This is a genomic window from Polaribacter sp., assembly GCF_039939415.1.
GTDB lineage: Bacteria > Bacteroidota > Bacteroidia > Flavobacteriales > Flavobacteriaceae > Polaribacter.
Window position 1 is genome coordinate 1 of record NZ_JBDVJE010000031.1, and the last position, 14,880, is coordinate 14,880.

The following is a 14,880-nucleotide window of genomic DNA, read 5'->3' on the forward strand; positions in this document are numbered from 1 at the left end:
ACAAAACTATATTTACATTTCCTGTTTTCATAATTGTCACCGGATCAAAACCAAGTGTGCTAAATATTTTGATAAAAAAAATACTACCAAAAATACCTACAATTGTATTCCCTATAAATTGTAATGAATATTTATTAAAAAAAAATGCTAAAATATTCGCCCCAATCATTCCTATAAAAATGCTAATAATTGAAATAAGTGTGTCTGTCATCACCTAAAATATTACGTAAGTTAATGCTCTCCATAACCCACATTATCCATTTTCCCTTTAAAAACTTTGTACTGTATTACCATATAAGCCGCCACTAAAACCGCTGCAATAGCAAACCAATACACACCTACAGATAATCCGTATTCATGAGCAGCAACATTGTACAAAGTTAAATCTGGATTGATATTATTTGTTGATGGTAAAACTTTAGGAAAGATTGAAGCAACTGTTGATGTTAATCCACCAAAGAGAAATAAGGATGAAAATAAAAATCCTTTTCCGTGTTTTTTAAAAGATCTAATCTTAAACAAGCCAAATAAACCTGTAAAAGTGATAATTGGAAAAACAAACAACCAAGGTTTGTCTAAAAAATTATGAAAAGGTTTAGGTTCTATAATATGCCAAACTAAAAGCGATATAATTACCAAACCTAACAAGACAAAATTTAAACTAAAAACTACTTTTTTTAATTTTTCATTGATATCAGAATTGGTTTTAAAAATTATCCAGTTTGCACCGTGAATTGTTAAAGAAATTACACCAATAATTCCTAACAATAACGTAAACCAATCAATAATACCTAATTGTTCTGTTTGCGGACTAAAAGTAGGATTCCAAAGTGGTAAAAAGAAATAATGTGCTTCTTGTGTAGAAACTCCGTTAACTACATTTCCTAAATTTACACCTCTAACAACATTACCTAAAGCAACTCCAAAAAATAAAGCTAACAATAAACTAGAGATGCCAAAAGCCTTATCCCAAATAGATTCCCACATTTTGTTGTGTATTTGCCCTCTTAATTCTAAACCAATAGCTCTAAAAATAAGTAGCCATAAAATCATCATTAATGGCAAATAAAAACCACTAAAAGAAGAAGCATATAAAGTAGGAAAAGCAAAGAATAAAACACCTCCAGAAGCAATCAACCAAACCTCATTTGCATCCCAAAACGGGCCAATTGCATTTGTAATTGCTTTTTTATCTTTTTCTTTTTTTGCAAAAAATAAATGAATAATTCCTGCTCCAAAATCATAACCATCTAATATTACATAAACAGCTAACATTGTCATTAAAACAATATACCAAAATAATTCCATAATTCTTAATGTGTTTCTGGTTCTGGACCTTTATTAATAATTTTTCCTGCTAACATTAAAAACAACATCCCTAAAAGAAGATACAAACCAATAAAACCTAATAAAGTAAATAATGTGTTTCCTGAAGATACAGTTGGAGAAGCTCCATCTGCAGTCTTTAATAAATTGTAAACTAACCATGGCTGTCTACCCAATTCTGCTGTGTACCAACCTGTTGTATTTGCAATATATGGAAATGGCAACATAAACATAAGCGACCATAAAATCCATTTGGTTTTGTACAACCTTCTTCTAAAAAGTTGAATTGCTGCCAATAACATCAATCCAATAAAAATGGTTCCTAAACCAACCATTATATGGTAAGAATAATACAAACCAGGAATATTTGTTGGATGTACACTTTCATCAAACTCATTTAAACCTTTTATTTGAGCTTCCCAATCTTGATAGGTTAAAAAACTTAGAATATTTGGAACTGCAATTTTGTTATCTAACTTCTTTTCTAACATATTGGGTTGCCCAATCAACACAATTTCAGAACCACCTTCTTCTGTTTCAAAAACACCTTCCATAGCTGCAAATGTTGCTGGTTGATATTTTACCACATTTTTAGCCACTAAATCTCCTGTTGGAAAAGCCACTAATAAACTAGAAATCAATCCAAAAACAACCCCTGTTTTTACAAATAATTTTCCGAATTCGTGGTGTTTATTATTCAACAAATAAAAGGCTCCAATTGCAGCAACTACAAAAGACGACGTTACTAAAGACGCAGCTTGATTGTGTAAATAAGATGGCAATAACCAAGGATTAGAAAATAAAGCCCCAAAATTATTTAAAACAAATTTTCCGTTTTCTAAAATTTCATAACCTACAGGATATTGCATCCAAGAATGTGTTGCAATAATTAAATATCCACTTGCCCAAGAACCTAAAAAAACCAAAAAACCAGTGAGAAAATGGAGTTTATGTCCTAGTAACTTTTCACCAAAAAGAAAAAGCCCTAAAAAGGACGATTCTAAAAAGAAAGAAAACATGCCTTCCATTGCTAAAGTTTGACCGATAATTCCTCCTGTAAGTTCAGAAAATTTTGCCCAATTTGTACCAAACTGAAATTCCATAGGAATACCAGTTACAACACCCATTGCAAAATTAAGTGCAAAAATTTTCATCCAAAATTTTGCAGCATCGTTGTATTTTTCAATTTTTGATCTTATAAATTTCCATTTAAAATAAACAATTAACAGAGATAATCCCATTGTTAATTGTGGAAATAGGTAGTGAAATGTAATAGTAAATGCAAATTGCATTCTATCGTAAAACAGCATGTCTTCCATTATCTTGTTTTTAAACTATAAAAATACAAATCTTATTATAGTTAATGATGATTTGTATTGTAAAAAAGAGCCTCTAAATTGAGGCTCTTTTATAAATTTATACTGTAGATTTATTTTTTTAAGATAGTATCTAAAACTAAATCTTTATCTAGTTTTTTAGTACAGAAAAACCAGTCCTTACAATCTAATTCTTCTGTAGATGTCATTCTTTCTTCTGCAACACCACAAGAACCTGCTGGGGATACAATTACATCATCTCCAGGATTCCAATCTGCAGGAGTTGCTACGTTAAATTTATCTGAAGTTTGCATCGCAATTAAAGCTCTGTACAACTCATCAAAATTACGACCTAAACTTAATGGGTAATAAATAATCGCTCTTACAATTTCGTTAGGATCTACAAAAAATACAGCTCTTACTGCTTGCGTTTTGCTTTCTCCTGGCTGAATCATTCCGTATTTTTTAGCAACTTCCATAGAAATATCTTCTATTAGAGGAAACTTTACTTCAATGTCTTTCATTCCGTTAAATTCAATTTTATCTTTAATAGTTCTTAACCATGCAATGTGGCTGTATAAACCATCAATAGATAAACCTATTAAACTACAGTTGGCTTTTTCAAATTTCTCTTCTAAATGTGCAAACGTCATAAATTCTGAGGTACATACTGGCGTAAAATCTGCTGGATGACTAAATAAAATAGACCATTTTCCTTTATAATCTGATGGGTAATTTATGTCTCCTTGTGTAGTTACTGCTGTAAATTGAGGAGCTTTATCTCCAATTCTTGGCATTGCAAATGTTTCTTGTTCTTGTTGTGTTATATCTTTATTATTCATTTCTGTAAAAATTTAATTTATATGGTATAAAATTAGTTTAGAATGCTTTTTTTATTGGTAACATTAGTTACTTAAGTAATAGCAAATTTTTATCTACCTATAGTTTTTTCCTATATATACATAAGCTTTAGAAGAAGTTTACTACATTAAATTACGTTAAATAGATTTTCCTTTAAAACTGCTTTTTAAAAAAAGTAGTTAGTACTTTTGTACTAGTGAAAAACTATAAACTACTTTTATCTATATTTTTTAGCTTTCTTATTCTATATAACAGTTTAAGAGTGTCTATTACGTATATATATTACAATGTAGATACTATAGGTTTTATTGAGGCTTTTTGTGAAAACAAAGACAAACCAGAATTGGCTTGTAATGGTAAATGTCATTTAAAAAAAATTACACAAACTACTAATAAAGAACAGAATAAACCCATACAACTTATAGATTTTAAAGATATTTTACTATATAACCAAAGCATTTCTTCACATCAAATAAACACAAATACACTTCTTAAAAAATCTAATTTCTACTATTTAAATCTGTATGATTTTAAGTTATTAGGTTCTTATTTTCATCCTCCAAATACATAGTTGTTTTTTCTTTTTATAGTCTACTATAAAACATATATATACTTAAAATAAAAACAATTAAAAATGAAAATATTTTACAGTGTGCTTTTATGCACGCTAGTATCTGCTACATCTTATAGTCAAAAAACTAAAAAGCCCAAAAAAGATACTATTCAACAAAAAACAGTAAAATTAGATGAAGTAATTGTTACAGGTAAATTAAAAAAAGATCCTGTTTTTAGTTCTTCTTCTAATAACTATGCTAAAAAAATTGTACAACCCAAAAACATTGCTGATCTATTTAACAACATCAATGGTTTCTCGGTAATTAAAAGAGGAAATTACGCAATAGACCCTTCTTTTAGAGGTGCTCAATACGAGCAATTAAACATTCAATATGATGGTGGTACAAAAGCAATGCATGCTTGCCCAAACAGAATGGACCCTGTAACAACACATATTATTCCTGAAGAAGTTTCTAAAATTGAAATTATAAAAGGTCCTTATACAGTAAGATACGGAACAACTTTTGGCGGAATTATAAATCTTGTTACGCAAAAACCAGATTACGAAGATTCCGGTTTTCATGGTAAAGTTTCTGCTGGTTTTGAAAGCAACGGAAACTCTTTGGTAAATTTAGCTGAATTACAATATATAAATGAGAAATTTGATATTGTTGCCAATGCTGGTTACAGAGATTTTGGGAATTATAAAGATGGATTTGGAACAACAATTCCTTCGTCTTTTAAAAGTTCTGATTATGGAGTTAAATTAGGTTATAATTTTACTAAAGATCAACGTTTAAAAATTGATTGGAGACAATCTTTTGGACGCGATGTTTTACACGCTGCTTTACCTATGGATACTGAGTTCGATAATAGTAGTATTCTTTCTATTGACTATAAAATTGAAAATATTGGAGAGGTTGTAAAATCTGTTTCTGCAAAAGCATACCATAGTTATGTAGATCATTTAATGACAAATGATAACAGACCTTCTTTTATGATGATGGAAGCTGCTTCTGGAGTTGAAGCGACAACAATTGGTGGTAAAATAGAAATGAATTGGAAACCAGCGAAAGATGTAAATCTTTTTTCTGGAATTGATGTAATGAATATTGCAAGAGACGGTGAAAGAACAAGGCTTGTAAAAATTATGAATGGAAATACACTTGCAACCCCAGTAACTTTTAACGATAAAGTTTGGCAAGATTCTTACATTACAGATCTTGGTTTTTTTACAGAAGCAAAGTATAATTTAAATAACAGTACGATGCTAACAGCAGGTGTTCGTTATGACAATGTAACGTCTGATATACAAGATCCTGAAGCAGATTTTGCTGCAATGTATGATTTAGAAAAACGTACAGAACATACTTTTAGCGGAACAGTTTCAGTAAAAAAAGAGCTTTCAAAAAATTATATTTTAGAAGCAGCTTATGGTCGTGGAGTTAGAACTGCAAATATGATAGAACGTTTTATAAATCATTTTAATGTAGGTCAAGATCCTTATGAATATATTGGTAACCCTGATTTAAAAGCAGAAGTAAATAATCAATTTGAAATAGGAATTAAAGGTATTGAAGCACTTAAAAATGGTTTTAATAGTTTTCAATTTCAAACGTCTGTTTATTACTCTTTCTTCGAAAATTATATTGTTGGTATTGTAGATCCAACTATTACTAGAAAATTCAATCCTACATCATCACCTACAAATGTAAAAGTGTTTCAGAATTTAGATGAAGCATACAAAACAGGTTTTGAAGCAATGGCACAAGTAAACTTTTTAGATTTTTATAATTTTAAATCTGAGTTTTCTTATGTGTACACAAAGAACAACGATTTAGATGAATCTTTACCTTTAACGCCACCTTTTACAACCAAATTTACGGTTGGATTTGAAAAGGAAAAACTGTGGGCAAATGCACAATATAATCTAGTTTCTAAACAAGATAATATTTCTGAAAGTTATGGAGAAACTTCTACAAGTGGTTATCAAACTTTAGACCTACGTTTTGGAGGAAAACCTCTTAAAAATGTAACTTTAGGTTTAGCTGTTTTAAATGTTTTTGATAAAGGCTATAACAGTCATTTAAATTTCTCTTTTACAAATCAAGCAGATTTTGGAAGAACGCCTGTTACAGAACCAGGACGTAATTTCTCTGCTTTTTTACAGTATAAATTTTAATTTAAAAAAGAGCGTATTACAATTGTAATACGCTCTTTTTTTATTTCTTTATAAACTTTACAAACAACTCCATTTCTCGTCTATTATGAAATGAATTATAACATTTTGTAAAAATATCCATTGTAAAATGGGTTTCAAAATAAGAAATATACTCTTCTGTATTTCCACCAAAAGGTGGATGATCTTCATTCAGTTTTGCATCAAAAAGCAACCCGATTAATTTACCATTACTACTTAACAAATCTTTCATTTTTAAAGCATATTTTTCTCTTAATTTAGGATCAATTGCACAGAAAAAAGTTTGTTCTATCACCAAATCAAAAGTATGGTTCAAATCAAAAAAATCAGCATGAATTAATTGTTTTTCCGGAAAACCTAGAACTCTAGCTTTTAAATTTTCTAGCGGATTATGACAAAGATCTACAACATAAACATTTTTAAAACCTTTATTAAAAAGATATTCAGCTTCGTAAGAATTTCCTCCTCCAGGAATTAATATTTTTAGGTCTTTGTTTGTAAGTTGATCAAAATAAGATTTTAAAGGCGGAGAAACTTCACCTAAATCCCAACCAATTTTATTTGCTTTATACTTGTTTTCCCAAAATTCTTCGGATAAATTCATTTAAATTATTCTTCTTTTGTTTCATTACAAAAATACATTTAATATTTTTTTGAAGTTTTAAAAAATCGCTGCCTCTCATTATCTTAAAATTTTGTTAAAAAGGCAACTTATTGTGTTTTAAAATTAAACCTTTACAATCTACATTAGTCTTAATTTTTTACAGAAAAATTAATTCCCAAAAAAATCAAATGAAAAAAATTTTAATTCTAATTAGTTTTTCTTTAACCTCTTTTATCTATTCTCAAACAAAAGATTTTACAATAACAGGAAGCATTAAATCTGAGGACGATAAAGAAATCCTAGAATCTGCAACTGTTCATTTAGAAAGATTAAAAGATAGCAGCATTGTAGCATATACAATTACTGATGCAAAAGGGAATTTTGAAATTGCGGCTAATACTTCAGATTCTAAAACAAAACTAATTGTTTCTTTTATCGGCTTTAAACCATATTCTAAAATTATAACAGCAAAAAGCCAAAATATTGGCTCCTTATATTTAAAAACAGCAAACAGATTAGACGCTATTGTTATTCGATCTTCTGCACCAATCACCATTAAAAAAGATACTGTAGAATTTAATGTAAAATCTTTTAAAACAAAAGCAGATGCAAATGTTGAAGATTTACTTAAAAAATTACCCGGATTAGAAGTTGATGCTGAAGGTGCTATTACCGTAAATGGAAAACCTGTAAATAAAATTTTAGTAAACGGAAAACCTTTTTTTGGAAATGACCCTACAATTACAACAAGAAATTTAACTAAAGATATTATTGAAAAAGTACAAATTTTAGATACAAAAACGAATGCACAAGCTTTTGCAGGTGAAGATTCTGATGGAGAAAATAAAACGATAAACTTAACTATTAAAAAAGAAAATAATAAAGGATATTTTGGTAAAGTAGCTGCAGGAATAGGAACAGATGATAGATATGAATATGCTGGTTTAGCAACTCGTTTTAAACAAAGCGAAAGAATTGGCTTACTTGCCGGAGGAAACAATGTTAATTCACCAGGTTTTAGTTTTGGAAACCAAAGATTACAGTTTGGCGGAAACAATAGAAGTTTTGGTGGTGGACAAGGAATTGTTACTTCTAACAATTATGGGGTGAATTATATTAATACATTTAAAAAAATATTTGAGTTTTCTGGAGATTATTTCTACAAAAATAGTGAATCAGAAAATACATCTACTAGCAACAGAGAAACCTTTTTATCTGACGGAGATAGTTTTTTTAGAAACTCTAAAAGCAGCTCATTTAACGAAAGTGATAGCCATGATGCAAGCGTAGATTTTGAAATAGAAATAGATAGTACTTTTAGAATTGATATAGAAACTGACTTTAATAGAGATGTAAACAGAAATACTTATAATAGTGCTTCAGAAAGTTTAAATAATGATAAATCGCTTACTAATGATTCTAAAACAAATTCTATTGCAGACTCAGAGAAAAACCAATTTGATAATGAGATAAATATTTCTAAAAAAATTGGGAATAGAGGCGCGTTTATTAGAGCAGAAATTACCGCTAATTTTAGGCAAAGTGAAACGGAAGATTTTGTAAATTCTGAAACTAATATTTATGGTACAGATCCAGATCAAATTATAAGAGATCAATATTCTGATGGTAGTTCTGATAGAGAACAAATTGGTAGTGAAATTACGTATCGTTTACCGCTTTTAGCTCATAAATTATATTTTGATATCGCCTATGAGTATGGAAATACAAAAACAAAAACAGTACGTAACACCTTCGATTTTAATACAACTACAAACGATTATACAGATTTCAGTAGCTTGTTAAGTACAGACTTCGAGTATTTAAACAAAACAAAAAGACCAAGTGCAGAACTTGAGTTTAGAAATGATAAATGGTCTGCTTCTGCCGAAATTGCATACGTTAACAGAACTTTAGAAAATAAAGATTTTTTAAGACCAGAAACAAACCTTGAAAGAGATTTTAACAATTTAGAATACGGATTTAGAGTCCGATTTAGAAAAAGCAAAAGTAGTAGCTTTAGAATGCGATATAACTTTAGAAACAGTACGCCTAATTTAAATCAATTACAACCCTTTAGAGATGAATCTAACCCTCTTAACATTGTTACAGGAAACCCAGCTTTAACACCTTCTAAAACACACAACTTTCGTTTTGGTGGTTCTGATTTTAATTGGCAAAAAAGAACCGGTTTTTGGTCTTTTGCAAACTTCTCTTTTACAAATGATAGAGTAGTATCTAAAACTATTATTGATACAAATACTTTAATTAGAGAAACAACCTATGCAAATGTAGATGGCTTCTTTAACTTTAAAGTTGGTGGAAGTTACAGTTCATCAAAAAAATGGGAAGACTTTGGTAGTTTAAAAACTGAATTTACTCTTTTTGGTACGTATGACAAAAACATCAACTTTAATAATGGAGTACAGTATTCAAGTAAAAAAACAGCTATTTCTCCTAGAATTGGGTTTGATTTTAATTGGGATGATGTGTTACAAATTAGACCACAATATTCAGTTTCTTTTAGCAATACTATTTATGATATTGATCAATTTGAAAACAGAAATTTTATAAGTCATGATATAACTATTAGAACAGCTACTTTTCTTCCGAAGAAATTTGAATGGAGAAATGACCTAAAATATAATTACAATCCTAATATTGCCGATGGTTTTCAAAAAAGTGCTTGGTTTTGGAATACCTCATTACGTTATGCTATCTTAAAAGAACAAGGTGCAATTAGTTTAAGAATCTATGATCTTTTAAACCAAAATACAAATGCGAGAAGAATAGCTTCTGCAGATTACATTCAAGATTCATCTAGTACTGTTTTAAACCAATATGCAATGTTATCATTTACATGGAAATTTAACAGCTTAGGTAGTGCTGGCAAAAAATTTGAACCTTCAAAAAGAAGAAGACGTCATTAGCATTTCATTTTAAACAAACAAGAAGTATAAAAACCCATTTTATTAAGATAAATTCAACATTCCTTGTATTATAGTTATAATTTAATAGAATAACATGAATCATTTCCCTACCAAAAAAATAGAGTTTATATTTGCATTAAAGATCAAAATAAACACTTTTTATGGAAACTTTAGAAACTGCAAAGAAGAATCTTAACGAAAAAGGATTTTTAGATATAGAAACTACTGATATTGATTATGTAGAGGAGATTTTGAGGCTTAAAAAAGAAAAAAATGCAGTTCTTTTAGCGCATTATTATCAAATAGATGAAATTCAAGAAATTGCAGATTTTGTTGGTGATAGTTTGGCTTTAGCGCAACAAGCAGCTAAAACAGATGCAGATGTAATAGTTTTTGCAGGTGTTCATTTTATGGCAGAAACTGCTAAAATTTTAAATCCAACAAAAAAAGTTTTATTACCAGATTTGTTAGCAGGTTGCTCTTTGGCAGACTCTTGTCCACCAGAAGAATTTTCTGCATTTAAAAAACAACATCCAGATCATAAAGTAGTTACTTATATTAACTGTTCTGCAGAAATTAAGGCTTTAAGTGATATTGTTTGTACTTCTTCTAATGCAAAAAAAATAATTGATTCTTTCCCAGAAGATCAACCTATTATTTTTGCTCCAGATAGAAATTTAGGAGATTATTTAAACAAAGAAACAGGTAGAGAAATGTTGCTTTGGGATGGTGCTTGTATGGTACATGAAGCTTTCTCTATGGAAAAATTGATTGATTTATATAAAGAACATCCAGATGCAGAATTAATTGCGCATCCAGAGTCTGAAGCACATATGCTTAAAGTTGCCAAATATATTGGCTCTACATCCGGACTTTTAAATTACGTGAAAAATAGCGACAAAAAGAAATTTATTGTTGCTACAGAAGCAGGTATTTTATTTGAAATGTTACAAGAAAATCCTGATAAAATTATTATTCCTGCACCTGCAAAAGAAGACAATACTTGCGCATGTAGCGAGTGTGCTTATATGAAAATGAATACAATGAAAAAATTGTATTTATGTTTAAAACACGAATTGCCTAATATTGAAGTTGAAAAAGAATTAGCAAAAAAAGCAATTATTCCTATCAACAGAATGTTAGAACTTTCTTAATAACAATTAAAATGATTAGTGAAAAAAAAATAATAGAAACCGATTTTTTAGTAATTGGTTCTGGAGTTTCTGGTTTAACTTTTGCTCTAAAAGTAGCTATTAAACATAAAGACGCTAAAATTGTTATTGTAACTAAAGATCAACAAAATGAGTCTAACACAAAATATGCACAAGGAGGTATTGCTACTGTATATAACAAATCTGTTGATACTTTTGAGCAACATATACAAGATACTTTAGTTGCTGGCGATGGTTTGTGTGATGAAGATGTTGTTAGAATGGTGGTTAAAGATGCTCCTGACAGATTACAAGAATTAATTGAATGGGGAACACAGTTTGATAAAAATGAAAATGGTCATTACGATTTAGGTAGAGAAGGTGGTCATTCTCAAAACAGAATTTTACACCATACAGATATTACTGGTGCAGAAATTGAACGTGCTTTATTAGCACAAGTAAATGCACAACCAAATATTGATTTTTTAACTTATCATTACGCAATTGACTTAATTACAGAACATCAAGTTAAAAAAAGAAAAACAAAACGTAATGGTAAAATATCTTGTTATGGTGCTTATGTTTTAGATGAAAAAAATGCTAAAGTAAAAACTTTTATTAGCAAATTTACAGTTTTAGCTTCTGGTGGAAATGGACAAGTATATGAAACTACTACAAACCCAGTAGTTGCTACAGGAGATGGAATTGGAATTGCCTACAGAGCAAAAGCAGAAATTTCTGAAATGGAATTTATTCAATTTCATCCAACAGCCTTATATAATCCTGGAGAATATCCTGCATTTTTAGTTTCTGAAGCCGTTAGAGGTTTTGGAGCTAAATTAAGAGATTACAATGGTAATTTCTTTATGCATAATTATGATGAAAGACAAGAATTAGCCTCTAGAGATATTGTTGCTAGAGCTATAGATAATGAATTAAAAAAGAGTGGAAAACCACATGTTTATTTAGATTGTACAAACCTAAATAAAGAAAAATTTATAGAACATTTTCCTAATATTACAGAAAAATGTGCTTCATTAAATATAGACATCAGTAAAGATTATATACCTGTTGTACCTGCCTCTCATTACATTTGCGGAGGTGTAAATGTAAATAAGAATGCTAAGACCTCTATAAAAAAACTATATGCTTGTGGAGAAGTTACAAGAACAGGATTACATGGCGGAAATAGATTAGCTTCTAATTCCTTATTAGAAGGTTTAGTATATGCCCACAAGGCTTTTTTAAATGTTTCTAAAAAATATAAAAATGCTAAAATGCCAAAAGATATACCTGTTTGGAATGATGGTGGTGTTATAAAAAACATGGAAAAAATATTAATTACGCATGATAGAAATGAAGTAAAAACTATTATGACTAATTATGTTGGTATAGTACGTTCTAATGAACGTTTAAAACGTGCAGAAAAAAAACTACGTGTACTTTATGAAGATAATAAACGTTTATATGATCATTCTGAGTTATCTGTAGATTTATGTGAATTAAGAAATCTAATTACAACTGCTTATTTAATTACACAATTTTCTAAAACTAGAACAGAAAATTGTGGGGGTTTTTATAGTTTAGATTGTATTTAAAAATATAAGCACCTGAGTAACCTCAGGTGCTTATCAACCAACACTATTATAATAATCAACCAAAATTATTAATAATAGAAACTAACTCATTTTTTTGCACAGCACCAGATTGTCTCCAAACCTGTTTGCCAAAATTATATAAAACTAGTGTAGGCACACCTCTAACTTGGTATTTAGCTGCTAAAGACTGATTTTTGTCTACATCTATTTTAATAATTGAAACTTTTTCTCCAAGAGTTTCTTTTACTTCTTTTAAAATTGGATTCATCATTTTACAAGGTCCACACCACTCAGCAAAAAAATCTACTAAAACAGGTTTATCTTGATTGATGATGTCTAAAAAATTGCTCATGTCTAAGAATTACTTTTTATTAAAAGTGATACTCCAAATTCCTCTTACTTGGTTCTCGCTATAACCAGTTGCTAAATCTTTTGGGTATAACTCATTTATATGCATTAATGTGTTTGATTTGATGTCTGAAGTTTTATTTCCATGACATTGTAAACACATACTATTTGTTTTAATTGGATAATAAAAATTTACATTTTTACCAGATTCAACAATTATTGGTTCTAACTCTTTATTTAATTTAATATTTTCTTTGAATAGATTTATGTATCCTTTTTCAATTTTACTAGCTAAATTTTTTGCATTTCTAGGTTTATCAGAAACTCTTTTTATAGTGGCATTGTTAACAATAGCCATACTATCTGTTAAAGGATAAGCTTTTACATTACAAAATTTTAAAGCTGCTAAAGTTCCTTTTTTTTGTATTGTACCCATTAAGTTTTTACCTAAAATTGATTTTGTAGAAAGTGCATATTTTAAACCTCTTTCAGTATCTGTTAAATTTTCTAAGTTATTTCCTTGTAAGTGCCTTTTCATTCCTTTTCGATTCCCCATCCCTTTACCTTTACTATTTCCTCTTTCTTTGTTATAATGCTCTTCAAACCATTCTGGTTGTTCAATTTCATTATCAAACATATAATCAGCAATTTGTTCTATGGTTTCTTTTGGAAAAATCTGTTTTGGCATTAACCCAAACCTTTTAACAGCACCAAACATTTTTGCATTTTCATTTGTTGGATTTTTAATCCAAGTTTGCATGGCATTTATAAACTCTTCTTTTGTAGTATTATCTTTTTTGTAATGCCTTTTAATTGCAATCATTGGAGGTCCAATCCTATTATCTTCTGTTGCTGTAGGGTTATGACATATATAACAATTTGTTTCCATTAACCTTTTACCTACATGTTCTTTTGATGTTAGATTTTTCTTAGAATAAGAAGGTCTTTCTGAGTTTTTACAACTCAATATTAAAATAAATACTAAAAAAAATGCAAATGGTTTCATCCTTTTTTATTACAAAAATAAGGTAGAAACAGAGAGTAAACAGTAACAATTGTTACAGTTCTAAAACTTTTATACTGTTTCTAAAAAGTTGAATTTTGTTTTCGTTTTCTAACTTTTTTAACAACCTAGATACAACTACTCTAGAAGTATGCAAATCTTCAGAAATTTGTTTGTGAGTAACATGTAAGAGATCATTATGAGTAACCATTGCTTTATCCTTAAGATATTTAAAAAGGCGTTCATCCATTTTTAAAAACGCAATAGTATCTAAGGCCTCTAAAAGCTCATCCATTCTAAGATGATATGTTTGTAAAATATAAGCTTGCCAAGATTTGTATTTACCTAACCAATCTGCCATTTTTTCTTTTGGCAACATAATTAATTCTACATTGGTTTCTGCAACTGCTCTAATTTTACTTTTTGTTTGCCCCATACAACAAGAAAGTGTCATTGCACATGTATCTCCTTTTTCTAAATAATATAAAACCAATTCTTCTCCATTTTCATCTTCTCGAAGAATTTTAATAGCTCCAGAAACTAATAAAGGCATAGATTTTATATACTCTCCAACATCTATAATAGTAGCGTCTTCATCAAAACACTTGGTTACACCTAATTCTTTAATTTCAGAAATTAAATTATCTTCAAAAAGGTAACCAAAATTGGTTGTTAATTTATTTTCGATTTCTAGCATTTAAAATGTGGGTTTGATTGGTTGGTATAAATTTAGTAAAATAGACGTTAATTAAAACAAAAAATCCGAGTAAAAACTCGGATTTCTATCTACTAAACCAATACACTATTTACTCTTTTCGTTTCTTGTCGTTATTCATTAAAAGAAATACCGCAATAACTAAGCCTACAACAACTAAGGCAAAAACACCAATCATAATGGTACCGTTAATCCAAGAAACTTGAGGTAAACTTAAATAACTCATTTATTTTATTATTATGGTGTAAAAGTAAAACCAATTATAAATTTAATTTA

General features: G+C 29.1%; 14 protein-coding genes. 5 read left to right on the forward strand and 9 right to left on the reverse strand.

Going from position 1 to position 14,880, the window contains the following annotated elements; genetic code table 11:
* The 4 genes from ABJG40_RS04805 to ABJG40_RS04820 all read right to left on the reverse strand — a co-directional run.
* On the reverse strand, positions 1-211 hold a 211-nt coding region (locus ABJG40_RS04805; RefSeq protein ID WP_348023436.1), incomplete at its 3' end, for a hypothetical protein.
* A gap of 20 nt (positions 212-231) precedes the next feature.
* A complete protein-coding gene (cydB, locus tag ABJG40_RS04810) occupies positions 232-1,308 on the reverse strand; it encodes a cytochrome d ubiquinol oxidase subunit II (protein WP_348023437.1) in 1,077 nt (358 codons plus the stop codon).
* Between the two features lie 5 nt (positions 1,309-1,313).
* The gene (locus ABJG40_RS04815; protein ID WP_348023438.1) at positions 1,314-2,645 is read right to left on the reverse strand and encodes a cytochrome ubiquinol oxidase subunit I; all 1,332 of its coding nucleotides are present in this window, start codon (positions 2,643-2,645) and stop codon (positions 1,314-1,316) included.
* A 110-nt stretch (positions 2,646-2,755) separates the two neighbouring features.
* A complete protein-coding gene (locus ABJG40_RS04820) occupies positions 2,756-3,484 on the reverse strand; it encodes a peroxiredoxin (protein ID WP_348023439.1) in 729 nt (242 codons plus the stop codon).
* A gap of 281 nt (positions 3,485-3,765) precedes the next feature.
* Here ABJG40_RS04820 and ABJG40_RS04825 point away from each other — a divergent pair, with 281 nt between their 5' ends.
* Positions 3,766-4,074, forward strand: coding sequence for a hypothetical protein (locus ABJG40_RS04825; protein ID WP_348023440.1), 309 nt, complete (start codon positions 3,766-3,768; stop codon positions 4,072-4,074).
* A 63-nt stretch (positions 4,075-4,137) separates the two neighbouring features.
* A complete protein-coding gene (locus ABJG40_RS04830) occupies positions 4,138-6,240 on the forward strand; it encodes a TonB-dependent receptor (RefSeq protein ID WP_348023441.1) in 2,103 nt (700 codons plus the stop codon).
* A 40-nt stretch (positions 6,241-6,280) separates the two neighbouring features.
* Here ABJG40_RS04830 and ABJG40_RS04835 read toward each other — a convergent pair whose 3' ends face one another.
* Positions 6,281-6,862: a methyltransferase domain-containing protein gene (locus ABJG40_RS04835; protein WP_348023442.1), complete on the reverse strand. Its 582-nt coding sequence runs from the start codon at positions 6,860-6,862 to the stop codon at positions 6,281-6,283.
* Positions 6,863-7,050: 188 nt separating this feature from the next.
* On the opposite strand from ABJG40_RS04835, the gene ABJG40_RS04840 reads away from it, so the two are divergent.
* From ABJG40_RS04840 to nadB, 3 genes are all read left to right on the forward strand, one after another.
* Positions 7,051-9,789, forward strand: a complete 2,739-nt coding sequence (locus ABJG40_RS04840; protein WP_348023443.1) for an outer membrane beta-barrel protein — start codon at positions 7,051-7,053, stop codon at positions 9,787-9,789.
* A 161-nt stretch (positions 9,790-9,950) separates the two neighbouring features.
* On the forward strand, positions 9,951-10,943 hold the full coding sequence (nadA, locus tag ABJG40_RS04845) for a quinolinate synthase NadA (protein ID WP_348023444.1): 993 nt from the start codon (positions 9,951-9,953) through the stop codon (positions 10,941-10,943).
* An 11-nt stretch (positions 10,944-10,954) separates the two neighbouring features.
* The gene (nadB, locus tag ABJG40_RS04850; RefSeq protein ID WP_348023445.1) at positions 10,955-12,538 is read left to right on the forward strand and encodes an L-aspartate oxidase; all 1,584 of its coding nucleotides are present in this window, start codon (positions 10,955-10,957) and stop codon (positions 12,536-12,538) included.
* Between the two features lie 55 nt (positions 12,539-12,593).
* Here the strand turns inward: nadB and trxA are convergent, their stop codons facing one another.
* The 4 genes from trxA to ABJG40_RS04870 all read right to left on the reverse strand — a co-directional run bounded on the left by trxA (position 12,594) and on the right by ABJG40_RS04870 (position 14,830).
* Positions 12,594-12,890 (reverse strand): thioredoxin, encoded by a 297-nt coding sequence (gene trxA / locus ABJG40_RS04855; protein ID WP_348023446.1) that lies wholly within the window; start codon positions 12,888-12,890, stop codon positions 12,594-12,596.
* 9 nt (positions 12,891-12,899) lie between these two features.
* Positions 12,900-13,853 carry a DUF3365 domain-containing protein gene (locus ABJG40_RS04860; RefSeq protein ID WP_348023447.1) on the reverse strand — a complete coding sequence of 318 codons (954 nt, stop codon included), beginning with the start codon at positions 13,851-13,853 and terminating at the stop codon, positions 12,900-12,902.
* Positions 13,854-13,944: 91 nt separating this feature from the next.
* On the reverse strand, positions 13,945-14,586 hold the full coding sequence (locus tag ABJG40_RS04865) for a Crp/Fnr family transcriptional regulator (protein ID WP_348023448.1): 642 nt from the start codon (positions 14,584-14,586) through the stop codon (positions 13,945-13,947).
* 109 nt (positions 14,587-14,695) lie between these two features.
* Positions 14,696-14,830 carry a hypothetical protein gene (locus ABJG40_RS04870; RefSeq protein ID WP_348023449.1) on the reverse strand — a complete coding sequence of 45 codons (135 nt, stop codon included), beginning with the start codon at positions 14,828-14,830 and terminating at the stop codon, positions 14,696-14,698.
* Between the last annotated feature and the right edge of the window lie 50 nt (positions 14,831-14,880).